The organism is Riemerella columbina DSM 16469 (genome assembly GCF_000374405.1).
Classification (GTDB): Bacteria; Bacteroidota; Bacteroidia; order Flavobacteriales; family Weeksellaceae; genus Riemerella; species Riemerella columbina.
Genome location: NZ_KB894237.1, coordinates 1 through 24,120, shown reverse-complemented (window position 1 = coordinate 24,120; position 24,120 = coordinate 1). Strand labels below are relative to the sequence as shown.

Sequence of the window (24,120 nt, the reverse complement as noted above, 5' to 3'; positions counted from 1 at the left end):
AGTTTTACCCTAGGCAGCTCCTTTTACGGTCACCGACTTCAGGTACCCCCAGCTTCCATGGCTTGACGGGCGGTGTGTACAAGGCCCGGGAACGTATTCACCGCGCCATGGCTGATGCGCGATTACTAGCGATTCCAGCTTCATAGAGTCGAGTTGCAGACTCCAATCCGAACTGAGACCGGCTTTCGAGATTTGCATCACTTCGCAGTGTAGCTGCCCTCTGTACCGGCCATTGTATCACGTGTGTGGCCCAAGGCGTAAGGGCCGTGATGATTTGACGTCATCCCCACCTTCCTCTCTACTTGCGTAGGCAGTCTCACTAGAGTCCCCAACTGAATGATGGCAACTAGTGACAGGGGTTGCGCTCGTTGCAGGACTTAACCTAACACCTCACGGCACGAGCTGACGACAACCATGCAGCACCTTGAAAATTGTCCGAAGAAAGATCTATTTCTAAACCTGTCAATTCCCATTTAAGCCTTGGTAAGGTTCCTCGCGTATCATCGAATTAAACCACATGATCCACCGCTTGTGCGGGCCCCCGTCAATTCCTTTGAGTTTCAACCTTGCGGTCGTACTCCCCAGGTGGCTAACTTATCACTTTCGCTTGGTCTCTGAATCCGAAAATCCAAAAACGAGTTAGCATCGTTTACGGCGTGGACTACCAGGGTATCTAATCCTGTTCGCTCCCCACGCTTTCGTCCCTCAGCGTCAGTTATAACTTGGTAACCTGCCTTCGCAATTGGTGTTCTGAGTAATATCTATGCATTTCACCGCTACACTACTCATTCCAGCTACCTCAACTATACTCAAGACTCGCAGTATCAATGGCAGTTCTACAGTTAAGCTGTAGGCTTTCACCACTGACTTACAAGCCCGCCTGCGGACCCTTTAAACCCAATAAATCCGGATAACGCTCGCACCCTCCGTATTACCGCGGCTGCTGGCACGGAGTTAGCCGGTGCTTATTCGTACAATACCTTCAGCCAAATACACGTATCTGGGTTTATTCTTGCACAAAAGAAGTTTACAAACCATAGGTCCGTCGTCCTTCACGCGGGATGGCTGGATCAGGCTCTCACCCATTGTCCAATATTCCTCACTGCTGCCTCCCGTAGGAGTCTGGTCCGTGTCTCAGTACCAGTGTGGGGGATCACCCTCTCAGGCCCCCTAAAGATCATTGACTTGGTGAGCCGTTACCTCACCAACTATCTAATCTTGCGCGTGCCCATCTTTATCCACCGGAGTTTTCAATATTAATCGATGCCAATCAATATATTATGGGGTATTAATCTTCCTTTCGAAAGGCTATCCCCCAGATAAAGGCAGGTTGCACACGTGTTCCGCACCCGTGCGCCGCTCTCTCTTCTCTTTAGCAAGCTAAAGAAAAAATACCGCTCGGCTTGCATGTGTTAGGCCTCCCGCTAGCGTTCATCCTGAGCCAGGATCAAACTCTCCATTGTATGTTCTTCCTGTCTCACTCAAAGTTTTTTTTACGCTTTGGTTTTTATCCTTACTTGGTTGTTATATGTATTTCAATGTTCTCTATTTCTTTTCGCTTCCTCTAATCTCGCCTGTCAGACTTCGTTAGATTTGCGAGTGCAAAAGTAAAATTTATTTTTGAATTACCAAAATATTTTTCGATATTTTTTTAATCCCTAAAAAGTAAATTTTTAATCTCCTGCGCCCCGTGTTTGAATTCGGACTGCAAAGATACAACTTATTTTTTATTATCAAAATATTTTTAAATATTTTTGTGATTCAATCTTAAAAATTTCAACTTCGCTGCACCTCTTTCGATTTGCGAGTGCAAAAGTAAAAACTATTTTTTATATGACCAAATTTTTAAGGTCTTTTTTTTACAAAATGTTTTTTTTAATCTCCTGCGCTACTCATCTCCCGATTTGCGTGTGCAAAAGTAGAAACTTTTTTTATAACTCACAAATTATTATATCAAAAAATATAATAACAAAATTTAATCCATTGGTTATCAAATGAGAAAGTTTATATAAAACAAAATCCCTCCATGAAAATCATGAAGGGAGCGTGTTAAACTATATAGTATATCATTAGGAATTTTCTAATATATATTGAAACATCAATGGTGCACAAATGGTAGCATCACTCTCTACAATATATTTAGGTGTATCGATATCTAACTTACCCCAAGTGATTTTTTCATTAGGTACTGCTCCAGAATAAGATCCGTAAGATGTTGTAGAGTCTGAAATCTGACAGAAGTAAGACCAGAATGGAATATCATGCATTTCCATATCCTGATAAAGCATCGGGACTACGCAAATTGGGAAATCTCCAGCGATACCTCCGCCGATTTGGAAAAAACCGACTCCTTTACCACTACTATTATTAGTATACCAGTCTGCTAAATAAGTCATGTACTCTATTCCTGATTTTACCGTAGAGGGTTTCAGTTCTCCTTTGATACAATAACTCGCAAAGATATTCCCCATAGTAGAGTCTTCCCAGCCTGGAACTACGATTGGTAAATTTTTCTCTGCTGCGGCTAGCATCCAAGAATTTTCTTTTGGAATTTCATAATATTGTTCCAAAACACCTGATAGTAACATTTTGTACATATATTCATGGGGGAAGTAGCGCTCACCTTTTGCTTCAGCGTCTTTCCATATTTCAAAAATATGTTTTTGAAGTCTGCGAAAGGCTTCTTCTTCAGGAATACAAGTGTCCGTCACTCTATTAAGTCCTCTTTCTAATAAATCCCACTCCTGCTGAGGGGTAAGGTCTCTATAATTAGGCACTCTTTCGTAATGAGAATGAGCGACTAGATTCATTAAGTCTTCCTCCAAATTGGCACCTGTACAAGAAATAATAGCGACTTTGTCCTGACGAATCATTTCGGCCAAAATTTTCCCTAGCTCTGCCGTAGACATTGCCCCCGCTAAAGTAATCATCATTTTGCCTCCATCTTTAAGGTGTGCCACATAACCTTTAGACGCATCTAATAAAGCCGCAGCATTAAAGTGTCGATAATACTTTTCTATAAATTCTGAAATCGGTTTGTTCATAAGATTAAATTATTTTTTACAAAGATAAGGATTTTGATAGATATTTATACCTTATAATATGAGCTTTGAGAAAACAGACCTTATTTATATGTAGGTTAAATTTATTTTAAAGTTAAAATTTTGTATATTTAGATAATTAGATTAATTTTGAAAAAAATATAAAAAATGAATATACCATCAGAATTAAAGTACACAAAAGACCACGAGTGGGTAAAAATTGAAGGCAATCTAGCCACTATCGGTATTACAGATTTTGCACAAAGCGAATTGGGTGATATCGTTTTTGTAGATGTAGACACCGTAGATGATGAGTTAAACGCTGGCGAAGTTTTTGGAAGCGTAGAGGCTGTAAAAACCGTGTCCGACTTATTTTTACCAACCAATGGAAAAATAATTGAGTTCAACGAAGCATTGGAAGATGAACCAGAATTAGTAAACTCAGATCCTTACGGAAAAGGCTGGATTATCAAATTAGAATTGGGTGAGCAATACGACGAATCAGAACTATTATCTTCTGAAGAGTATGCAGCCATCATTGGTTAATCGACCGACATTATTTAGAAAGATATTGCCCATTTATTGGGCAATTCTTACTTTTTTACTACTGGCTCCAGCTTCTGAAACCCATAAAATTAAATGGTTTCACTTTCCTGGTCTAGACAAAGTGGTACACTTTGGTACATTCCTAATTTTAGGCTTAGTTTTCAAATTGGCATTTCCTAAAAAACAGTTTATATCATATATGATGCTTATGCTGATCTATGGACTTGCCACGGAAATACTTCAAGATGAAATGAATTGGGGACGCTCATTAGACCTATTAGATTTATTAGCCGATACGCTGGGAGCTATTTAGGATTTATATTGAGCGAATTCTTATTAGTTAAGAACAACAAGTAACCTATTATTTTAAGTAAAATATAAAAATGCGAGCAGAATTTAATCTATTCGCATTTCTTGTTTAACCTTAAAATTTTGTTTTTAAATCTTATTGATCTTTTAAAGCAGCTTTTACTTTAGCAGATGGTAAGAAAATTTGGAAACCGAAATTAAGACCAACATTACCTTTAGTGCCTACACCAGTAATAGTACCAAAGTTAAGCATACCTTCTAAAGCAACATTTCTATTGATGAAGTAAGAATAACCAGCACCAAACTGATATTTAACACCGTTAGCAGAATTACCTGTGTTAGAGTTATCACCTCCAAATCCAAAAGCAGCTTCACCAAAGAATCTACCATTGTTTAATAATCCGTCAATTTCGTTTTGTCCGAAATAGTATCTAGTAAATGGCGTCAAAGTCCAATTAGTTTGTGTATCACTAGACCCTTTAGGACTATTAATTTCTAATGCAACCTTTGCACCTACTGCCCAATTGTCTTTTACAAAATAACCTGCACTTGGTGCGATATTAATCTTTGTGCCAGATGCAAAATTCATGTCAGCTACATGTCCTCCTACCATCCAGTTACCTTCCTGGATTTGAGCATTTGCTGTTGAAAACAGCCCAGCTGCAAATACAGCAGCTCCTAAAATTAATTTTTTCATAATGTTATGCTTTATAATTTAATTTACAAATATAGTTATTACAAAATCTATACCAAATTTTTTTTGATGTTTTTTATAATTCCTCAATATCTACAGACATTTGCTCCCATTCTTTCATGGTTGCATCTAGCTCCGATTGTAAATTTTGATAAGTCGACAATTCCTCTTCCGTAGGGTTTTTCTGAGCAAAACTACTTTCTAATGATGATATTTTTGCTTCTAAATCCTCTATTTTCTCTTCTGCTTTTTTAATTTTATTTTGAAGGTTTTTGTACTCTTTGGTAATCACCTTCTGGGTAGTTTGAACTTCCTCTTTTCTAGGTTTAATTGATTCTGAAGGCTTTTCTAGTTTAGACTTCTCAATGGATATTTCTCGGATACTTTCCTTTTCTCTATATTCTAGATATTCATCAATATTACCTAGAAACTCTTTCATCTTACCATCTCTAAACTCGAAAATTTTATCGCAAAGTCCTTGCAAAAACTCTCTATCATGGGAAATGACAATCAAAGTACCTTCAAAGTTTTGTAAAGCCAGTTTGATGATTTCTTTAGACTGGATATCCAAGTGGTTGGTAGGTTCGTCCATAATCAAGGTATTGAATGGGCGTAATAATAATTTACATAGCGCCAAACGGTTTCGCTCCCCTCCAGACAGCACTTTGGTTTTCTTCTCTACGGCGTCCCCTTGAAATAGAAAACTTCCTAATAAATCCCTTACACGCGGTCGGGTTTCTTCGGTTGCTGCGTCTTCGGCTTCTTCTAGCACCGTCTTATTCGGAGTGAGTACTTCCTCCTGATTTTGGGCAAAATAACCAATATTAACATTGTGTCCCAGCGTCCAACTTCCCGTATAGTCTTTAATTTCTCCTGCTAAAATTTTGGCTAAAGTGGTTTTGCCTTGACCATTTTGTCCTAAAAGCGCAATCTTTTCGCCACGCTGCACAAAGAAATCTACGCCGTCAAATACTTGCTTATTTCCATAAGCTTTACCCAAGTTTTCAGCTTCAAAAACAACCTTACCTGGCACTACCGACTGTACAAAACGAATATTGAATTTAGACACATCTTCATTATCAATTTCGATGCGTTCTATTTTGTCTAGTTTTTTAATTAAGGATTGCGCAAAAGAGGCTTTAGTGGCACTGGCACGAAATCGGTTGATGTTGTCTTCCATCTGCTTGATTTCTGTATCTTGATTTTTCTTAGCCTGTTCTAGTTTTTCTCTACGCTCTTTCCTTAGTTCCAGATATTTGGTGTAGTTGGCTTTATAATCGTCTATTTTTTTATTATTAATATCAAAAGTTCGGTTACATACTGCCGTCATAAATTGTTTATCGTGGCTTACCAAAACAATTGCCCCAGAATAGTCTTTTAGAAAGTTTTCCAGCCAAATAATGGATTCCATATCCAAATGGTTAGTCGGCTCATCCAGCAGCATCACATCATTTTTTTGAAGTAATAGTTTAGCCAACTCAATACGCATACGCCAACCTCCTGAAAATTCATCGGTAATTTTATGAAAATCGGCCGCTTTAAAACCTAATCCCAACAATACTTTTTCCATATCACCTTCCAAATTGTAGGCATCATGATGATGAAGCAAATCGTTAAGTTCCGTCATCCTATGGATGAGTTGATTGTAAGCCTCGCTTTCGTAATCGGTTCGGGTGGCCAATTGATGATTAACCTCATCTAGCTCAGCCTTCATCGCGTTGATTTTTTCAAACGCTTGCATGGTTTCGTCCCAAACGGTACGCCCCTTTACAAAATCTAAATCCTGCTTTAGAAAGCCTATACTTACATTACCCTCCGTCATAACCTCTCCCTCGAAGAAATTAATTTCCCCAGAAAGCATCTTTAATAGTGTGGATTTTCCTGCGCCATTCTTACCCACCAGACCAATTTTATCTTCTTTTTTGATGGTAAAATTAACATCTCGAAAAAGATAATTCCCTGAATGGTGTAAGCCTAAGCCTTGTACTGAAAGCATATGTTTTAGTTTTGAGTTGAAAGAGTTAAGAGTGATGAGTCTTGAGTGAAAAGTGGTAGTAGAAAGTGATGAGTTTTATTCAAAAATTTAAAACCCATCACTTAAAACTCTATACTTCTTTAGGATTAGAATTTTCTAACTAAGCCTTTTACGATTTTAATTACATTAGGCATGGCTTTGTTTGCTGCAGCTAATACTTCTTCGTGAGAAACATTAAAAGCAATTTCTGGTCCTCCCATATCGGTAATAATCGAAATACCGAACACATCCATACCTTGATGCTTCGCTACGATAACTTCTGGTACGGTACTCATTCCCACAGCATCTCCGCCAATAGCACGCACCATTCCATATTCTGCTGGTGTTTCAAATGTTGGGCCTTGTAAGCCTACATATACGCCACGGTGTACTTTTATGTCGTTTTCTTTAGCCACTTCTTCTGCTAAACTTAGCATATGTCTGTTGTAAGGTTCACTCATATCTACAAAACGAGGTCCTAATTCGTCTAAGTTTTTACCTCTTAACGGATGCTCAGGCATCATATTGATATGGTCTTCTATGAGCATCACATCTGCAACTTTAAAGTTAGGATTTACCCCGCCTGAAGCATTAGAAACGATTAAGTTTTTAATCCCCATTAAATGAAACACACGGAATGGAAAAGTTACCGTTTCCATCGAATAGCCTTCATAATAGTGGAATCTACCGCTCATCATCAATACTTTTTTACCTTCTAGCATTCCGTAGATTAGTTTTCCGCCATGCCCTGCAACGGTGGTTTGCGGAAAATTTGGAATATCTTTATAGTCCAAAGTATGGATCGCCTCTACCTCGTCTTTTAATTGTCCAAGTCCTGAGCCTAAGACGATGGCGAAGTCTGGCGTATCACCGATAATATTTTTTATAAATTCTGCGGTTTGTTTAAATTGTTCTAACATAGTTTAAAATGGTTTCGTTAAATTCTTGTACTTTATTTATTTCAACATTGATAGGCCAATAGTAAAGTTTATCCCTAAGATAATCAAAAGTTTTGAGCCTTACAAAGTCTTTTTCTGTTGTTAATATTAATTTATAATCCCCTAACTTACGATATTCTTCTGTAATTTTTTTAATATCTGCCTCTGTAAAGTTATGGTGGTCTCTAAATTTTAAATGCTTAACTTTCTTAGCAAAACGATTCAAATGTTTTAAAAATGGGTCTGGATTGGCAATACCCGTAATCACTAAAATATCATAATATGCCAAATTATTATCTGGTAATGATTTGGATAGTGAAACCACCGTTTCATCGTAATTAATGGTAGAAAAAAATACCTTTTGATGTTTTTGTGGATTAATGCGAGCAATATAATACTGCTTTTTTTCCTCTGTAATATCATTCGGACATTTAGAGACCATAATAATATCCGCTCGGATCGCCCCACTCCTACTCTCGCGTAAATTTCCTGCAGGCAGAATGTAATCTTTAAAATAAGGGTCGTTATAATCCGTCATCAAAATATTAAACCCTGCTTTTATCTTTCTATGTTGGTAGGCATCATCCAAAATCAAAACACGCAAATCCATATCCGCGATTAACTTCTTAGCTCCAAATACTCTATCCTCACAAACGCCGATTACAAAACGATTTTTAAATCTTTGGAATAGTTGCATTGCCTCGTCCCCTACGGTTTTATAATTGCTGTCATAGTTGACTACGCCATAGCCTTTCGTAGCTCTGCCATAACCTCTAGACAGTACGCCAGTTCTATAATTTTTAGACAATAGCTCTGCTAAATACATGACCATTGGCGATTTCCCACTCCCGCCTACGGATAGATTACCTACATTGATAATAGGTGTACGAAATTTAGTGGAAGAAAAAATTCCCCAGTCGTACATTAAATTTCTAAAAGCAGACCCTATATGATAGAGTAAAGAAAAAGGGTAAAGATACCATCGCTTCATACGGCTCAATTAGTCAAGTTTTTGAGGGCACAAAGATAGCGATTTTATTTATTAAAATCTTTACTCCACTATGGGGTCTTGGTTTTAATTTTTCATCTTACTTCAAAAAAACCTATTTTTGCACCATGATAAAAATAGGGCGAATAGAGCTACCTGAATTTCCGCTACTCCTTGCACCCATGGAGGATGTAAGCGACCCACCATTTCGTAAATTATGCAAAATGCATGGTGCCGATTTAATGTACTCGGAGTTTATCTCTTCCGAAGGACTGATACGAGATGCCATAAAGTCTAAAAAGAAACTGGATATTTTCGACTATGAGCGTCCAGTAGGCATTCAAATTTTTGGTGGCGATGAAGAAGCCATGTCTATGTCGGCAAAAATTGTGGAAACCGTAGAACCAGATTTGGTCGATATCAACTTTGGATGTCCCGTAAAAAAGGTAGTATGCAAAGGTGCAGGTGCAGGCGTTTTAAAAGATATAGATTTAATGGTAAGACTTACCAAAGCCGTAGTGAGTTCTACCCACTTACCCGTAACGGTAAAAACGCGTTTGGGCTGGGATACCAATTCTATTAATATTGATGAAGTTGCCGAACGCCTACAAGAGACGGGCATCAAAGCCTTAACGATACATGCCCGAACGAGAGCCCAAATGTATAAAGGGGAAGCCGATTGGGAGCATATCTCTAGAATAAAACAAAATCCAAATATTGAAATTCCAATTTTTGGCAATGGCGATATCGATTCGCCTGAAAAAGCCTTAGAATATCGAAATAAATATGCCTGCGATGGTATTATGATTGGGCGTGGGGCGATTGGCTATCCTTGGATTTTTAATGAAGTAAAACATTTCTTTAACACTGGGGAACTCTTACCCAAACCTACAATGAAAGACCGCTTAACCGCGGTAAAACAACACGCCGAATGGAGCGCCGAATGGAAAGGCGAACGACTCGGGTTGATAGAAATGCGCCAACATTATAGCAATTATTTTAAGGGAATTCCTCATTTCAAAGAATATAGAAAACGATTTTTGGAAATTTTAACTTTGGAAGAAATGGACGAACTCATTCACAATATTGAGGACAACAATATCATTTTTGAATCATAACCATTAAAGTTGATGAAAGATTTTAGGCTAAAAGAAATAGGCGTATTACTCTATCGGTTAGGATTAGTATATCTATTTTATCAAATCGCTAGAGCATTATTCTATAGTTTTAATCAAAATTTAATCCCCATTGATGGCATTTCAGAGTATTTTAAACTGGCTTATTATGGTACAGCATTTGACACTACGGCGATTCTCTATGTAAATGCACTATTTATTTTATTAAGTATTCTGCCTTTAATCATTAATACTAAAAAAGTCTATCAAAAAGTCTTGTTTTGGATTTATTTTATCACTAATGGAATAACTTACGCCATAAATTTTGGCGATATGATTTATTACCGCTTTAGCCAAGCCAGACTGACCTCAGCTGCGTTGGATGTCGCCAAGCACGAGGACAATATTGGCAAAGTCTTTTTAGCGTCTATCGCTCAAAACCCGATGGTCATCTTGAGCTTTATAGGGCTAATGGCATTATGGATTTGGCTTTATAAAAGAATTAAAATCGTACCATTCCAACCTCAAAATAAATGGAAATATTTTCTAAGTTCTATTGTATTAGTAAGCCTTACGGCGGCTTTAGTAGTGGGCGGTATTCGTGGTGATTTTAAGCATAGCACGCGTCCCATTAATTTAGTAGATGCCAACCGCCATACAGATAATCCACTACAAGCCAATCTCGTACTTAATAGTACCTTTTCGTTTTTTAGGACTTTAGGAAAAAATAGTTTTAAGGAAGTCCATTTTGTAGATGAGGATTTCATTATAAAAAATATTCAGCCTTATAAAAATTATTCGGATAGTTTAGCACCAAATCCAAGACCCAATATAGTGATTTTTATTGTGGAAAGTTTTGGTAAAGAATACTCTAGAGCTTTCAACCATGATACGCACATCAAAGACTTTGTCTCTTACACGCCTTTTGTGGATAGTTTGGCTCAGCAGAGTTTAATTTTTACTAATGCCTATGCGAACGGGCGACAATCTATCCATGGGATGAGTAGTATTTTAGCAGGCATACCAAGTTTAAAAGATGCTTTTACCAGTTCGCCTTATGCCAATCAAAAAATACAATCCATTGTTTCGGTGTGTAATGATTTAGGGTACGATACTTCATTTTATCATGGGGCGCCCAACGGGTCTATGGGCTTTCAAGGCTTTGGTAGTATTTTAGGGTTTAACCATTATTATGGCAAAACAGAATATAATAATGATAAAGACTTTGATGGTATGTGGGCCATCTGGGATGAGCCGTTTTTACAATACTTTGCTAAAAATGTAGGCACTGCTAGACAACCATTTATGGCAACGGTGTTTACAGCATCGTCTCATCATCCTTTTAAAATTCCTGAGCAATATAAAGGAAAATTTAAAAAAGGGCATATCGATATGCACGAGCCGATTCAATACACCGATTATGCGCTTAAAAAATACTTTGAAACGGCAAAACAACAGCCTTGGTTTAATAATACCATCTTTGTAATTACAGGCGACCATACCAACCAGACCTATTATAAAGAATATGAAAAGGCGATGAACCGCTTTGCCCTGCCACTTATATTTTATTCGCCCAATCCAGCATATCACCTTAAAGGTGTGATTTCTGAACCCGCTCAGCAGATTGATATTTATCCTACTCTAGCCCAATTAATAGGTTATCAAAATCCCATTAGAAGTTGGGGCAGAAGTTTAGTATCTCATCAAAATCACCCGAATATTATCGTAAATTCTGATGGGATTCAAGAACAATTCATTGTAGGAAATTACATCTATCGTTTTGATGGTAAAGAAATCACGGGCATTTACGATAAAACCGATTTAGGCTTAGAGCATAATTTAATCCATCAACTCAATTCTAAAGAGATAGAACACGGTAAACAAGTGTGCAAAGCATGGTATCAAGATTACATGTACCGCATCGTCAATAAAAAACTCAATTAATGAAAATCATATCTTATAATGTCAATGGCATACGCGCCGCTTTTAATAAAGATTTAATGGCATGGCTAAGTGCAGCCGCCCCAGATGTGGTATGTTTCCAAGAAAGTAAAGCCCAACCCGAACAAATTAATATTAAAAGTTTTGAAGATGAAGGCTATTACACCTATTGGCATTCGGCAGAACGCAAAGGGTATAGCGGTGTGGGGATTGTTTCTAAAATAAAACCTCATCATGTAGAATATGGTTGTGGTATAGAATCTTATGATAGAGAAGGACGCGTCATTAGAGCCGATTTTGATGAATATTCTGTGATTTCGGTTTATGTACCTTCGGCGTCTAATATTGAGCGACTAGACTTCAAAATGCAATTTTGTTATGATTTTCTCAACTATATTAATGAATTAAGAAAAGAAATTCCTAATCTTGTAATTTCGGGTGATTTTAATATTTGTCATCATGCTATTGATATTCACGACTCTGTAAGGCTCAAAAATGTATCGGGATTTTTACCTATGGAACGCGAATGGATGACCGAGTTCATGGCAACTTGTGGGCTAGTCGATAGTTTTAGATTTTTTAATCAAGAGCCCAACCAATATTCGTGGTGGAGTTACCGACAAAATTCTAGAGCCAGAAATAAAGGTTGGCGCATCGATTATCACTTTATCACCGAAACGCTATTACCTAAATTAAAGCGTGGGGTTATCCTTAGCGAAGTCTATCATTCGGACCATTGTCCTGTATTGGTAGAAATTTAAAATTAAAGTTGAACCATTTCGGTTACCTCTACATCGTATCCAGAAATGACAGGTTTTTGGTTGGTATTTTGGGTAATGACTCTAAATCTGGTAATGCCTAAATGCTTTAAAATTTGTGTGCCTACCCCATATTCCATATAATTAGCAGCTAGTGTAGGACGCTGTTCTTGCCCATCTTGAAAATCTAAAAACTGCTGAAGTTTGCGCATAGTATTTTCTGCATTGGACACATTATTAATAAAGACGATAGCGCCTTTGCCTTCGTCATTAATCATTTTGGTAACTTTTTCTAATAATGGTTTTTCACCCGTAGCGAAGCGACTCAATACATCAAAATAAGAACTCGAACTTTGGACTCTTACCAATACAGGTTCACCCTCTTTCCATTCCCCTTTGGTAAATACAAAATGAATTTGTTCCGTATGTTTTTCTTGAAACGCATGAAACTGAAAATCACCATAATGGGTTTTCACATTGCGTTCTTCAATTTTGTGTACTAAATCCCCTTTTCTTAAGCGATATTCTATTAAATCCTCGATAGATACGATTTTTAGATTATGTTTTTTTGCCAACTCTACCAGCTGAGGCAATCGTGCCATTGTGCCATCATCATTCATGATTTCGCAGATAACACCGCCTTCTTTTAATCCCGCAAGTTTGGTTAAGTCAATTGCGGCTTCGGTATGTCCTGCGCGCTTTAGCACTCCGCCTTTTTTAGCTCTTAAGGGGAAAATATGTCCAGGACGCATAAAATCAGTGGCTTTAGTACGCTCATCCATCAATGCTAAAATAGTTTTGCTTCTATCACTAGCCGAAATTCCCGTAGACACCCCTTCGCCTAATAAGTCAATCGAAACGGTAAATGCGGTTTCTTTAGGATCGCTACTTCTAGTCACCATAATGTCTAGCCCCAACTCATCACATCGCTCTTCTGGAAGCGGTGTACAGATCAGCCCACGCCCATGAATCGTCATAAAGTTGATGATTTCTGGTGTCGTCAGTTCTGCCGCGGAAAGGAAATCGCCTTCATTTTCGCGGTTTTCATCATCTACCACGATGATAATTTTTCCATTTTTAAGATCTTCTAAAGCTTCCGGAATCGTATTGAGTTGAATGTCTGACATTGGATGTTTTTTATAATGTTACAAAGATAAAATGATTTAGCAGGCAATGCAAATTTATCAGGACAAAAATTAAATTTAATAATGCCTCGCAAGTGCTTTGGTTTAATAATTAAAATCCGTAAATTTGCTTAGATAAAATTTAATACAATATATGTCTGATTCTAAATTGAAAAAAATAGGCGTGTTAACTTCTGGAGGCGATGCCCCTGGAATGAACGCCGCTCTAAGAGCCGTAGTGAGAACCGCTCATTATTATAATATCGAATGTGTAGGGATTCGAGAAGGCTATAATGGTTTAATTGAAGGTCATATGATTGCAATGGGACCGCGCTCGGTAAAGAATATCATTAACCAAGGGGGTACTATTCTAAAATCGGCAAGGTCTAAAGCTTTTAGAACCAAAGAAGGCAGACAGAAAGCCTATGAACAATGTGTTAAACATAATATCGATGCCTTGGTATGTATTGGCGGTGATGGTACTTTTACAGGCGCAAAATGTTTTAATGAAGAACACGGCATCAAAGTCATCGGTGTTCCTGGTACGATTGATAATGATATTTTCGGTACCGATTTTACTATTGGCTATGATACCGCCCTTAATACAGCGGTTGAAGCTATTGATAAAATTAGAGATACCGCGACTTCTCATAATCGCGTATTTTTCGTTGAGGTTATGGGTAGAGACGCAGGATTTATCGCCTTAAACAGTGGCATTGCTTCTGGAGCAATTGATATTTTAATTCCAGAGAAAAAAGACAGTATAGAAGAGTTATTTGATAACTTCCGTAAAGCACAGAAAAGCGGTAAAAGTTCTTCGATCGTTGTTGTCGCAGAAGGCGAAAAAATGGCTACTGTTTATGAACTAGCCGAAAAAACCAAAGAGGAGTTTCCAGATTACGATATCCGTATTACCGTATTGGGACACATCCAAAGAGGTGGAACACCAAGCTGTGCCGACCGTGTCTTAGCAAGCCGATTGGGCTATGGTGCAGTAGAAGGTTTACGAAAAGGCTTAACCAATGTAATGGCAGGAATAAGAGCCAACCAATTGGTATTTACACCGATTGAAGATGCTATAAAAAAGCATAACGAACTGAACCAAGATTTAATTAAGATTTCAGAAATTTTAGCGATGTAAAAATCATCTGTTGAAGTCAAAAAAAATATGTATCTTTAACCCTTTAAAAAGTAAAAATAATCATAAAATTAATTTAAAAATGTCAACAATTAAAGTAGGAATTAACGGATTCGGTAGAATTGGTAGATTAGTCTTCAGAGCAATGGCTGAGAGAGACAACATTGAGGTGGTAGGAATTAACGACCTCATCAGTGCAGATTATATGGCGTATATGCTAAAGTATGATTCTGTACATGGTGCTTTCAAAGGTGAAGTTTCTGTTCAAGGGAATGATTTAGTCGTAAATGGTAAAAAAATAAGAGTTACAGCTGAAAAAGATCCTAACAACTTAAAATGGAATGAAGTAGGTGCTGAATATATCGTAGAATCTACTGGTTTATTCTTAACTAAAGAAAAAGCAGAGGCACACCTTAACGCGGGAGCTAAAAAAGTGGTACTTTCTGCACCGTCTAAAGACGATACGCCAATGTTCGTTATGGGTGTAAATCACAAAGATCTTACAGATGATGTGAAAATCTTCTCTAACGCGTCTTGTACTACTAACTGTCTTGCGCCACTTGCTAAAGTAGTACACGATAACTTTGGTATTGTAGAAGGTTTAATGACTACCGTTCACGCGACTACTGCGACTCAAAAAACAGTAGACGGACCATCAATGAAAGATTGGAGAGGTGGGCGTTCTGCATTAAATAACATTATCCCATCTTCTACTGGTGCTGCGAAAGCCGTTGGTAAAGTGATTCCTTCACTTAATGGTAAACTAACAGGAATGTCTTTCCGTGTACCAACTGCTGATGTTTCTGTGGTAGACTTAACGGTTAGATTGGAGAAAGCAGCTTCTTATGATGAAATCTGTGCTGCGATGAAATCTGCTTCTGAAGGAGAACTAAAAGGAATTTTAGGATATACTGAAGATGCGGTAGTATCTCAAGACTTTGTAGGAGAAAAGAGAACTTCTGTATTTGATAAAGATGCAGGGATCATGCTATCGCCTAACTTTGTAAAACTAGTATCTTGGTATGATAACGAAATGGGGTACTCTAATAAATTAGTAGATTTATTAGTTCACTCTGCATCGTTATAATCTATCTCTATATAAAGATTTTAAAGCCATCTCAATTGAGGTGGCTTTTTTAGTTGGTCATCTTAAATCGTTTTAATTAAAATATTATTATATTTGTAGTGAATAATCAAACTTCTACTATGGAAAGTATTACCATTTATCCTAAAGATGAAAAGCAAAAATCTTTGCTGGAGTCTCTACTAACAAAGTCAAAGGTTAAATTTGAAATCGATAAAAATCATACGCCACTACTTTCTGAGGAAGATTATTACAGAAAGATTGAGCACTCTATAAAACAAGCCGAATCAGGTCATACAAAAACACTATCCAAAGAAGAGCAAAAGAAACTCTTAGGCTTATGAGTTATGAAATTCAATTGACTGATGATGCAATTTCTGATATTAAAAGTTCAAAAAAGCGGGTGATAAAAAAGTATTATCTAAAATTAACAAACTACTTAATGAACCTAGGGAACACCCAACCACTGGAACAGGTAAGCCCGAAAAACTTAATTATTATAAAATTCCAACATGGTCTAGACGAATTTCTGATAAACATCGACTAATTTACAGAGTATACGACACCAAAGTTGTAGTTATTGTGCTAGCTTTCTGGGGGCATTATGATGATAAATAAATTATTTTCTACATTCAAAATTAATACACCATCTCGCAATTGAGGTGGCTGTTGTTTTATTTATATAGACAATATTTCAGTAAATTTGCAAACGATTAATTGACACATTCAAATATTTCATAAAAAACAATTCTATGTCCCATCATTTATTATTGATTTTACATTTAATAGGCGCTACCATTTGGGTAGGTGGTCATCTGGTGCTAGCCATCGGTATTTTGCCCGAAGTGCTTAAAAAGAAATCGCCAGAGATTTTGCTCAACTTTGAAAGGAAATACGAAAAAATTGGAATGCCTGCCCTCATCGTGATGGTGATTACAGGCGTATGGATGGCATACCAATTCGGGCAAGGTGTACAGACTTGGTTTCATTTTTCCAATCCCATAGAAACGGTAATTTCCTTAAAGTTGATATTATTAATCATGACCGTGCTTTTTGCCATCAGTGCTAATGTATTTGTATTACCCAAATTGAGTCCTAAAAATTTACCTTTAATGGCGTTCCATATCATTTCTGTAACCACCATTGGTGTGGCACTTTTGGTACTCGGGAGTTTTGTAAGATATGGAGGTATCACGCTATAATCAATGAAGCCCATCCGTCTAAAAGATATCAACCGCTTAGCCATTCCAGCAATTATTGCTGGGATTGTAGAGCCTTTAATTTCTCTTACCGATACGGTGGTGGCAGGACATATCGCTGCGGATACCGATGAGATTTTAGGAGCCGTCGGGATTGTAGGTGCGTTGATGTCTTCTCTGATTTGGATTTTTGCGCAAACTTCTAATGCCATTGGCTCATTGGTAGCACAAGGCGTAGGACAAAACCGAATCCAACGATTAAAACCTTTGGTATCCCAACTATTTTTCTTTAACGCAAGCGTGTCTATTCTATTTTCGATATTGGCATTTGGCTGTGCCTCATGGATTTTTCAACTGTATGGGGCTAAAGGGGCATTATTGGATATTTGTTTACGCTATTTTCATATTCGGGTGTGGGGATTTCCTTTTACTTTGCTAACGATGACGCTCTTTGGCGTGTTTAGAGGCTACCAAAATACCTCGTGGGGTATGACGATTAGCCTGATTGGCGGTGTTACCAATGTTATTTTAGATATATTATTTGTCTTCTATTTCCACTGGGATGTGGAGGGTGTAGCATGGGCAAGTTTAATCGCTCAAATGCTGATGTTCAGTATCGCGCTCGTATTTTTATTTACCAAAACACCATTTCACCTTAAAAGATTAAGACCCTTTCATCCTGATTTCCTTAAAACCTTGATGATGAGTTTTGATTTGTTTCTGCGTTCATTATCGTTACAAATCGCCTTTTTTCTATCCTTCCGAATGGCAACCAGCCTAGGCGATGGCGAACAAAATAAATTTGTAGCCGCACATAATCTTTTAATCCAGATATGGCTATTCTCAGCATTTTTATTAGACGGCTATGCCAATGCAGGAGCAGTATTATCAGGAAGATTATTAGGAGCTAAGGAATTTTTAGCCCTTAGAAATTTAACACATCGTTTGCTTAAAATTACCTTTGGTATTGGATTGTTACTATCGGCTATTTATTGTATTGGCTATTATCCTATCGGCAAGTTTTTAACTAAAAGCGAAAGCATACAAAGCGTATTCTATACTTGTTTTTGGATTGTCATTTTAATGCAGCTCATCAACGCCACAGCATTCCTTTACGACGGCATTTATAAAGGGATGGGCAGGACACAAGTGCTTCGCAATATCCTTTTAGGCGCTACATTTTTAGGTTTTATCCCCGTATTATATCTTACCCAATGGCTCGATTGGAATCTACAAGGGATTTGGGTTGCCTTTTTATTTTGGATGATGCTCAGATGCCTTCCTCTAATTATCGATTTTCGCCAATGGATTAACCGACAATTGACCATTACATCCTAAAAACTCTAATCTCTAAATTCGCTGATGAAGTGTAATTTTACATTTGGGAATTTCTCTTGCGTCATCGTAATGGTAAATGATGAGTCGGCTAAAAACACCAACTGATTATACTTATCTCTGGCAAGATAGCGTTGTTTTAATTTCGCAAACTCCTGAAACTCTTCCGATTTTTCATCAGCTTCTACCCAACACGCCTTATGGATATTGATGGGTTCATAGGTACATTTAGCACCATATTCGTGTTCTAAGCGGTACTGAATCACTTCGTACTGTAACGCACCCACAGTACCAATAATTTTTCTGCCATTCATTTCGAGGGTAAAGAGCTGTGCCACACCCTCGTCCATCAGCTGGTCGATACCTTTATTTAACTGCTTGGCTTTTAGTGGGTCATTATTATTAATATATCTAAAGTGTTCTGGTGAGAAACTTGGGATACCTTTAAACTGTAAATTTTCCCCCGCTGTTAGCGTATCGCCAATTCTGAAATTTCCCGTATCGTGTAGCCCTACAATATCACCAGGGAAACTTTCGTCCACCACTGCTTTTTTATCTGCAAAAAATGCGTTGGGCGAAGAGAACTTCATTTTTTTGTTTTCTCTTACCAGAAGGTAGTTTTCATTTCGTTTAAATGTTCCCGAAACTATTTTTACAAACGCCAATCGGTCTCTATGTTTAGGGTCCATATTGGCATGGATTTTAAAGACAAACCCCGTGAAGTTCTTTTCATTAGGCTTTACCAGTCTAATGTCCGACTCTTTAGGCTGTGGCATTGGTGCAATATCGATAAAAGCGTCCAATAATTCCCTTACCCCAAAATTATTCAAGGCAGAACCGAAGAATACGGGTTGCAGCTGCCCCTTCATATAAAGGTCTCTATCGAATTCTGGGTATACGGATTCTATCAATTCTAATTCTTCTCTAAGAGTAGCGGCTGCTTTTTTGCCGATAACTTCATCAATAGAAGCATCATTAATATCATCAAACTTAATGGTCTCGCCTACCTTTTGTTTTTTCTCTTCTAAGAACAGCTGGATATTTTTTTCCCAGATGTTATAAATCCCTTGGAAATCTGCCCCCATACCAATAGGCAAAGATAATGGCACTACGCTAAGTCCCAATTTTTGCTCTACCTCGTCTAGCAGATCAAAAGCATCTTTACCTTCACGGTCTAGTTTGTTGATGAATACCAGCATCGGGATATTTCTCATTCTACAAACTTGCACCAGTTTTTCGGTCTGTTCCTCTACCCCTTTGGCTACATCTATCACCACAATTACAGAATCTACCGCCGTAAGGGTTCTATAAGTATCCTCTGCAAAATCCTTGTGACCAGGAGTGTCCAAAATATTAATTTTATGGTCTCTATACTCAAATGCCAAAACGGAAGTGGCTACGGAAATCCCTCTTTGGCGTTCTATTTCCATAAAGTCGGAAGTCGCCCCTTTTTTTATTTTGTTAGATTTTACAGCACCCGCTTCTTGAATGGCTCCACCAAATAGTAGGAGTTTTTCCGTTAGCGTCGTTTTCCCCGCATCGGGGTGAGAGATAATTCCGAAGGTTTTTCGTTTTGCAATTTCTTTTTCTAGAGACATATCCAATGCTTTTTTTGAATTGGCAAAAATAGGGATTTTTTTTAAGTTAAATTCATAAGAAGCAAAAGCCTTTAATCCCATATCAGAATAAATGCCTAATCACATCCGCCCCTTACCGCTTAGAAATGATATTTTACCATATAGAAATGAACTATGACCGTTTAGGAATGAATCATGACCATTTAGGAATGAATGATGACCAGTAATAAATCATATATTACCACTGAAAAATGAATTATAACTGTCTAAATGCAAATAATGTTTCATAAAAAATATTTATATTTGTGTGCTGGTAAAAATAAAATTAAAAAAAATCAAAAAAAATGAAACAAATCAAAAACATACTATTATTGTTAATACCAATAATAGTTTTAGTATCATGTGAACAAACCAATTTACCTGCAGATTTATTAGATGATAATGCAGGAATGGATAAATTAACAGAGTATATCTATTCTCATTATCCAAAACTAAAAGAGGAAGGAATAGAAGTAATGGAATTCGATCGCCATGCAAGTATCCATCCACAAAGAGATGAGTTATCCAGTACGCTATCACTAACCATTGTCAAAGGAGATGATAAAGATAGAATGGTAGAATACACTTTATCTAACGACGGACGATTAAATAATAAGTTGCTTGACATATCTGTTGGAGATATTATAAATCAAAAATTATCCAATAGTTACGATACCTACAAACCTTATTTATTTCCATATAAAGATATAGACCTAAATACTTTAAGAGAAATCAATAAAAAAGCGATTGAGGAGTTCAAGAAAGAAACTAATGCAGAGTCAGCTTATTGTGCTAATATTTCAATAGAAAGAGAAGAAAATCAAAAGCCTATTGTCAAAATATTAGCATCTCAGCGTAAATTTTCGTCATCTATAACCAGAGTCTATACTTACACACTTGACGGTAAAAAAATAAAATAAAGAAAGAAAATAGCTACCAGCATCTATCTTTAAATACAGAATAAAATCTGTAATATTTTATCAAAAGCCTTGTAAACAGATAACTACAAGGCTTTTTTTATTTAAGCAAATAGAGATATAGAAGTTTACCACAGATATAGAAACTTATAGTCTACCACTAAATATAGATAATGACAAGATGAAACCTTATCTTATAAGTTGTTTTTGTATTTTTGTATCCCATTAAAAAAATATTTCAATGAAAATCGGTATTATCGGGGCTATGGAAGTGGAAATCCACCACCTTTGCCAAGCCCTAACCTCACTCAAAGAACATCATGTCCATCAATTCAAATTTTATACAGGCACTATCGGAAACCATGAGGTGGTTGTGCTGCTCTCTGGCGTTGGCAAAGTGAGTGCAGCGGTAGGCACTACTTTACTTATCGACCACTTTAGCCCAGATTTAGTCATCAATACAGGCACAGCAGGTGGACTGAGAGAGGTTAAGGTAAAGGACATCATTCTAGCCACCGAAGTACGCCACCATGATGTGGATTTAACGGCTTTCGGCTACGATCTGGGGCAACAGTCCAAAATGCCCGCCGCCTTTAAACCCGATACCAATTATTTAAAACAAGCCAAAAGGACTATCGAAAGTTTAGGCGAACATCCCAACGAAGGGCTTATCGTCAGCGGTGATGCTTTCATCAATAATCCAGAAAAGTTTGAATGGATAAAAACCCACTTCCCTACTGCCAAAGCCGTAGAAATGGAAGCCGCAGCCATTGCTCAAGTTTGCCATCAGCTGGGGACGCCTTTTATTATCCTTAGAGCCATATCCGATATTGCAGGGGAAGGCAACGCCCAATCTTTTGAAACTTTCGTTGCTGAGGCTGGAAAAATTTCAGCATCCATTAATATTGAATTTATTAAAAATCTATCTCATTAATTATGTTTTCAAAAATTATCGTTCATAAAGTCGGCAATAAAATCAACCAAGAGTCTTTATTTCTATCCTCTCAACTCTTAGAGCTGGACGAGGACACCCAAGAACAATTGGAAGATTTTTTCCTAAAAAGTTTTAAGTCCGAAGAACAGTTTCAGTTTTACAGCGACTCTTACCTTACCAACAATCCCGTATACAGTTCGGTTTCAGAAATCTTTGAAGACCCAAATAAATTCATTTGGGAAAGTGAGAATATCGCCAAACACCTCTACGAAATCGCCGAAAACCCAAGGGTACAAGGCGGGGAATTATTTGTCGTTTATTTTGAAGGGGAAGAAACCGACGCTGGAAAAATTGACTCTATTGGTCTATTTAAAACTGAACGAAAAGAGCCTTTTTTAAAAATCCAACCCACCAATGAGGACGATTATCAAATAGAAAAAAACTTTGGCATCGGACTTTCTAAACTGGATAAAGGCGCCATCATTTATAATAATAGTAAGGAAACAGGCTATGTGCTTTCCGTAGTGGATAATAATAAAAACGGCGATATGTACTATTGGTTTGAAGATTTCCTAAAAGTAAGACAACGCGAAGACGACTATTTCCATACCCAAGAAACCCTATCGGTCTACAAAGATTATATCACCAAACAACTGCCCGAAGAATTTGAGGTTTCCAAAGCCGACCAAGCTGACTTCCTTAATAAATCCATCAATTTCTTCAAAGAAAAAGAACAGTTCGATTTTGATGAATTTAGCAAAGAGGTATTACAAGATGAACATATTGTAGAAAGCTTCATCAATTACAAAACCGACTACGAGCAAGATACCCAAATGTCTATTGCCGAAGAATTTCCTATCAACCCTTCGGCAGTTAAAAAGCAACAACGCCATTTTAAAAGTGTGATTAAATTAGATAAAAACTTCCATATTTATGTACACGGAGATAGAAAACTAATAGAAACTGGACAAGATGAAAAGGGGAAATATTACCGCCTCTATTTCGAGGAAGAACAGTAAAATCCAAACAAATGTTTGGCAAATTTAGAGGATATTCGTAAATTTGAGCATTATCAATAACCCATAAATTTAACTAAAAAAAATAAATTATTATGAAAGTAACCGTAGTAGGTGCAGGTGCTGTAGGTGCAAGTTGCGCCGAGTATATTGCCATGAAAAACTTCTGTTCAGAAGTGATATTAGTAGACATTAAAGAAGGTTTTGCCGAAGGTAAAGCCATGGATTTGATGCAAACTGCTTCATTAAACGGATTTGATACTAGAATTGTAGGCTCTACTTCTGACTACTCTAAAACTGCAGGGTCTGATGTAGCCGTGATTACTTCTGGTATTCCAAGAAAGCCAGGAATGACGCGTGAGGAGTTAATCGGCATCAACGCTGGTATCGTAAAAGATGTAACAGAAAACTTAGTAAAACATTCTCCCAATATCATCATCATTGTAGTTTCTAACCCAATGGATACAATGGCGTATTTGGTACACAAAACTTCTGGACTTCCAAAAGAAAGAATCATTGGTATGGGTGGTGCTTTAGATAGTGCGCGTTTTAAATATAGATTAGCAGAAGCTCTAGAATGCCCTATTTCTGATGTAGACGGTATGGTTATCGCCGCACACTCTGATAAAGGTATGTTGCCACTATTAAGCAAAGCCACGAGAAATGGTATTCCTGTAACGGAATTCATCAACGAGGAAAAACAAAACTATGTAGTAGAAGAAACTAAAGTGGGCGGTGCTACATTGACTAAACTTTTAGGAACTTCGGCTTGGTATGCACCAGGTGCAGCGGTTTCTACTATTGTACAAGCCATTGCTTGCGACCAAAAGAAAATGGTACCTTGCTCTGTCATGCTTAATGGTGAATACGGCGAGTCTAACATTTGCCTTGGCGTTCCAGTAATCATTGGTAAAAATGGCGTTGAGAAAATCGTAGAGGTGAATTTAACTGATGCTGAAAAGGAAAAATTCGCGGACTCTGCAAAAGCAGTAAGAGAAGTCAATAGCGATTTGAAATTCTAATTTAGACCTCATCATTAAACTTAAAGTTGTCCATGTTTGGGCAACTTTTTTTTAGACATACAGATAGCTTAATTTAAGTAAAAAAGACAGTAGATAAATTTATCTACTGTCTTTTTAATTATCTTAGCGGAGAGAGAGGGAGATTTTTTTCTCTTTTTTCATCTTTTTAAAAATTATAACTATTTGATTTTTAGGATAATTAATTTTATTGATTTTTCAAATCTGTGCACTTTTTGAGTTCTTTATCTCGATTTTTCTTTTGAAATAACTTCTCAGAAATGCCGAAAATCCAGTTGTAATTAATATTGAATATATCCCCAGCTTTATGTATTTGTTCAGGTGTAAAGTTGTAAGAAGGCTTATTTTTTATCCTATTAAATCCAGATACTTT

General features: G+C 37.2%; 22 protein-coding genes, 1 rRNA gene and 1 pseudogene. 15 read left to right on the top strand and 9 right to left on the bottom strand.

Annotated features, from left to right (window positions below; genetic code table 11):
- Both C237_RS13035 and C237_RS0106640 read right to left on the bottom strand, forming a co-directional pair.
- Positions 1-1,463, bottom strand: a 16S ribosomal RNA gene (locus C237_RS13035); the annotation flags it as partial.
- Positions 1,464-2,069: 606 nt separating this feature from the next.
- Complete coding sequence (locus C237_RS0106640; RefSeq protein WP_018675720.1) at positions 2,070-3,044, bottom strand: deoxyhypusine synthase family protein; 975 nt, start codon at positions 3,042-3,044, stop codon at positions 2,070-2,072.
- Positions 3,045-3,209: 165 nt separating this feature from the next.
- Here C237_RS0106640 and gcvH point away from each other — a divergent pair, with 165 nt between their 5' ends.
- Entirely contained in the window at positions 3,210-3,587 is a 378-nt protein-coding gene (gene gcvH, locus C237_RS0106635; RefSeq protein ID WP_018675719.1) for a glycine cleavage system protein GcvH, read from the top strand.
- The gene (locus C237_RS0106630) at positions 3,568-3,900 is read left to right on the top strand and encodes a VanZ family protein (protein WP_245539707.1); all 333 of its coding nucleotides are present in this window, start codon (positions 3,568-3,570) and stop codon (positions 3,898-3,900) included. Before gcvH ends, C237_RS0106630 begins: the two co-directional genes overlap by 20 nt.
- A 132-nt stretch (positions 3,901-4,032) precedes the next feature.
- Here the strand turns inward: C237_RS0106630 and C237_RS0106625 are convergent, their stop codons facing one another.
- The 4 genes from C237_RS0106625 to lpxK all read right to left on the bottom strand — a co-directional run bounded on the left by C237_RS0106625 (position 4,033) and on the right by lpxK (position 8,533).
- Positions 4,033-4,593, bottom strand: coding sequence for a porin family protein (locus C237_RS0106625; RefSeq protein WP_018675717.1), 561 nt, complete (start codon positions 4,591-4,593; stop codon positions 4,033-4,035).
- Between the two features lie 73 nt (positions 4,594-4,666).
- Positions 4,667-6,586 carry an ABC-F family ATP-binding cassette domain-containing protein gene (locus tag C237_RS0106620; protein WP_018675716.1) on the bottom strand — a complete coding sequence of 640 codons (1,920 nt, stop codon included), beginning with the start codon at positions 6,584-6,586 and terminating at the stop codon, positions 4,667-4,669.
- Between the two features lie 125 nt (positions 6,587-6,711).
- Entirely contained in the window at positions 6,712-7,524 is an 813-nt protein-coding gene (locus tag C237_RS0106615; protein WP_018675715.1) for a purine-nucleoside phosphorylase, read from the bottom strand.
- Complete coding sequence (lpxK, locus tag C237_RS0106610; protein ID WP_018675714.1) at positions 7,508-8,533, bottom strand: tetraacyldisaccharide 4'-kinase; 1,026 nt, start codon at positions 8,531-8,533, stop codon at positions 7,508-7,510. The genes C237_RS0106615 and lpxK overlap by 17 nt, the downstream gene beginning before the upstream one ends.
- A 125-nt stretch (positions 8,534-8,658) precedes the next feature.
- Between lpxK and dusB the strand changes: the two genes are divergently transcribed.
- The 3 genes from dusB to C237_RS0106595 are packed head-to-tail and all read left to right on the top strand — an operon-like array spanning position 8,659 to position 12,347.
- Positions 8,659-9,648 carry a tRNA dihydrouridine synthase DusB gene (dusB, locus tag C237_RS0106605; RefSeq protein WP_018675713.1) on the top strand — a complete coding sequence of 330 codons (990 nt, stop codon included), beginning with the start codon at positions 8,659-8,661 and terminating at the stop codon, positions 9,646-9,648.
- A gap of 12 nt (positions 9,649-9,660) precedes the next feature.
- On the top strand, positions 9,661-11,589 hold the full coding sequence (locus C237_RS0106600; protein ID WP_018675712.1) for an LTA synthase family protein: 1,929 nt from the start codon (positions 9,661-9,663) through the stop codon (positions 11,587-11,589).
- Positions 11,589-12,347, top strand: a complete 759-nt coding sequence (locus C237_RS0106595) for an exodeoxyribonuclease III (RefSeq protein ID WP_018675711.1) — start codon at positions 11,589-11,591, stop codon at positions 12,345-12,347. Before C237_RS0106600 ends, C237_RS0106595 begins: the two co-directional genes overlap by 1 nt.
- A gap of 2 nt (positions 12,348-12,349) precedes the next feature.
- On the opposite strand, the gene ribB is transcribed toward C237_RS0106595, so the two are convergent.
- A complete protein-coding gene (gene ribB, locus C237_RS0106590; RefSeq protein WP_018675710.1) occupies positions 12,350-13,471 on the bottom strand; it encodes a 3,4-dihydroxy-2-butanone-4-phosphate synthase in 1,122 nt (373 codons plus the stop codon).
- 151 nt (positions 13,472-13,622) lie between these two features.
- Here ribB and pfkA point away from each other — a divergent pair, with 151 nt between their 5' ends.
- The 6 genes from pfkA to C237_RS0106560 all read left to right on the top strand — a co-directional run bounded on the left by pfkA (position 13,623) and on the right by C237_RS0106560 (position 18,227).
- Positions 13,623-14,609, top strand: coding sequence for a 6-phosphofructokinase (pfkA, locus tag C237_RS0106585; protein ID WP_018675709.1), 987 nt, complete (start codon positions 13,623-13,625; stop codon positions 14,607-14,609).
- 79 nt (positions 14,610-14,688) lie between these two features.
- A complete protein-coding gene (gap, locus tag C237_RS0106580) occupies positions 14,689-15,693 on the top strand; it encodes a type I glyceraldehyde-3-phosphate dehydrogenase (protein WP_026315537.1) in 1,005 nt (334 codons plus the stop codon).
- Positions 15,694-15,791: 98 nt separating this feature from the next.
- Entirely contained in the window at positions 15,792-16,034 is a 243-nt protein-coding gene (locus C237_RS0106575; RefSeq protein ID WP_169584742.1) for a hypothetical protein, read from the top strand.
- Positions 16,035-16,116: 82 nt separating this feature from the next.
- Entirely contained in the window at positions 16,117-16,308 is a 192-nt protein-coding gene (locus C237_RS0106570) for a Txe/YoeB family addiction module toxin (RefSeq protein WP_221403455.1), read from the top strand.
- Between the two features lie 134 nt (positions 16,309-16,442).
- Positions 16,443-16,892 carry a copper resistance protein D gene (locus C237_RS0106565; RefSeq protein ID WP_018675705.1) on the top strand — a complete coding sequence of 150 codons (450 nt, stop codon included), beginning with the start codon at positions 16,443-16,445 and terminating at the stop codon, positions 16,890-16,892.
- A gap of 3 nt (positions 16,893-16,895) precedes the next feature.
- A complete protein-coding gene (locus C237_RS0106560; protein WP_018675704.1) occupies positions 16,896-18,227 on the top strand; it encodes an MATE family efflux transporter in 1,332 nt (443 codons plus the stop codon).
- Between the two features lie 5 nt (positions 18,228-18,232).
- Here the strand turns inward: C237_RS0106560 and C237_RS0106555 are convergent, their stop codons facing one another.
- The gene (locus C237_RS0106555; RefSeq protein WP_026315536.1) at positions 18,233-19,822 is read right to left on the bottom strand and encodes a peptide chain release factor 3; all 1,590 of its coding nucleotides are present in this window, start codon (positions 19,820-19,822) and stop codon (positions 18,233-18,235) included.
- Between the two features lie 323 nt (positions 19,823-20,145).
- On the opposite strand from C237_RS0106555, the gene C237_RS0106550 reads away from it, so the two are divergent.
- The 4 genes from C237_RS0106550 to C237_RS0106535 all read left to right on the top strand — a co-directional run bounded on the left by C237_RS0106550 (position 20,146) and on the right by C237_RS0106535 (position 23,729).
- The gene (locus C237_RS0106550; protein WP_018675702.1) at positions 20,146-20,760 is read left to right on the top strand and encodes a hypothetical protein; all 615 of its coding nucleotides are present in this window, start codon (positions 20,146-20,148) and stop codon (positions 20,758-20,760) included.
- A gap of 238 nt (positions 20,761-20,998) precedes the next feature.
- Positions 20,999-21,691 carry a 5'-methylthioadenosine/adenosylhomocysteine nucleosidase gene (locus C237_RS0106545; protein ID WP_018675701.1) on the top strand — a complete coding sequence of 231 codons (693 nt, stop codon included), beginning with the start codon at positions 20,999-21,001 and terminating at the stop codon, positions 21,689-21,691.
- A 2-nt stretch (positions 21,692-21,693) separates the two neighbouring features.
- Entirely contained in the window at positions 21,694-22,710 is a 1,017-nt protein-coding gene (locus C237_RS0106540; protein ID WP_018675700.1) for a nucleoid-associated protein, read from the top strand.
- A 92-nt stretch (positions 22,711-22,802) separates the two neighbouring features.
- Positions 22,803-23,729: a malate dehydrogenase gene (locus C237_RS0106535; RefSeq protein WP_018675699.1), complete on the top strand. Its 927-nt coding sequence runs from the start codon at positions 22,803-22,805 to the stop codon at positions 23,727-23,729.
- A gap of 205 nt (positions 23,730-23,934) precedes the next feature.
- Here C237_RS0106535 and C237_RS14855 read toward each other — a convergent pair.
- Positions 23,935-24,120: pseudogene (locus tag C237_RS14855) on the bottom strand (hypothetical protein); the annotation flags it as partial.

Excerpts from the sequence above, each read along its gene's own strand:
- C237_RS0106640 (WP_018675720.1), bottom strand. The coding sequence starts at position 3,044 with ATGAACAAACCGATTTCAGAATTTATAGAAAAGTATTATCGACACTTT.
- gcvH (WP_018675719.1), top strand. The coding sequence starts at position 3,210 with ATGAATATACCATCAGAATTAAAGTACACAAAAGACCACGAGTGGGTA.
- C237_RS0106630 (WP_245539707.1), top strand. The coding sequence starts at position 3,568 with ATGCAGCCATCATTGGTTAATCGACCGACATTATTTAGAAAGATATTG.
- C237_RS0106625 (WP_018675717.1), bottom strand. The coding sequence starts at position 4,593 with ATGAAAAAATTAATTTTAGGAGCTGCTGTATTTGCAGCTGGGCTGTTT.
- C237_RS0106620 (WP_018675716.1), bottom strand. The coding sequence starts at position 6,586 with ATGCTTTCAGTACAAGGCTTAGGCTTACACCATTCAGGGAATTATCTT.
- C237_RS0106615 (WP_018675715.1), bottom strand. The coding sequence starts at position 7,524 with ATGTTAGAACAATTTAAACAAACCGCAGAATTTATAAAAAATATTATC.
- lpxK (WP_018675714.1), bottom strand. The coding sequence starts at position 8,533 with ATGAAGCGATGGTATCTTTACCCTTTTTCTTTACTCTATCATATAGGG.
- dusB (WP_018675713.1), top strand. The coding sequence starts at position 8,659 with ATGATAAAAATAGGGCGAATAGAGCTACCTGAATTTCCGCTACTCCTT.
- C237_RS0106600 (WP_018675712.1), top strand. The coding sequence starts at position 9,661 with ATGAAAGATTTTAGGCTAAAAGAAATAGGCGTATTACTCTATCGGTTA.
- C237_RS0106595 (WP_018675711.1), top strand. The coding sequence starts at position 11,589 with ATGAAAATCATATCTTATAATGTCAATGGCATACGCGCCGCTTTTAAT.
- ribB (WP_018675710.1), bottom strand. The coding sequence starts at position 13,471 with ATGTCAGACATTCAACTCAATACGATTCCGGAAGCTTTAGAAGATCTT.
- pfkA (WP_018675709.1), top strand. The coding sequence starts at position 13,623 with ATGTCTGATTCTAAATTGAAAAAAATAGGCGTGTTAACTTCTGGAGGC.
- gap (WP_026315537.1), top strand. The coding sequence starts at position 14,689 with ATGTCAACAATTAAAGTAGGAATTAACGGATTCGGTAGAATTGGTAGA.
- C237_RS0106565 (WP_018675705.1), top strand. The coding sequence starts at position 16,443 with ATGTCCCATCATTTATTATTGATTTTACATTTAATAGGCGCTACCATT.
- C237_RS0106560 (WP_018675704.1), top strand. The coding sequence starts at position 16,896 with ATGAAGCCCATCCGTCTAAAAGATATCAACCGCTTAGCCATTCCAGCA.
- C237_RS0106555 (WP_026315536.1), bottom strand. The coding sequence starts at position 19,822 with ATGTCTCTAGAAAAAGAAATTGCAAAACGAAAAACCTTCGGAATTATC.
- C237_RS0106550 (WP_018675702.1), top strand. The coding sequence starts at position 20,146 with ATGAAACAAATCAAAAACATACTATTATTGTTAATACCAATAATAGTT.
- C237_RS0106545 (WP_018675701.1), top strand. The coding sequence starts at position 20,999 with ATGAAAATCGGTATTATCGGGGCTATGGAAGTGGAAATCCACCACCTT.
- C237_RS0106540 (WP_018675700.1), top strand. The coding sequence starts at position 21,694 with ATGTTTTCAAAAATTATCGTTCATAAAGTCGGCAATAAAATCAACCAA.
- C237_RS0106535 (WP_018675699.1), top strand. The coding sequence starts at position 22,803 with ATGAAAGTAACCGTAGTAGGTGCAGGTGCTGTAGGTGCAAGTTGCGCC.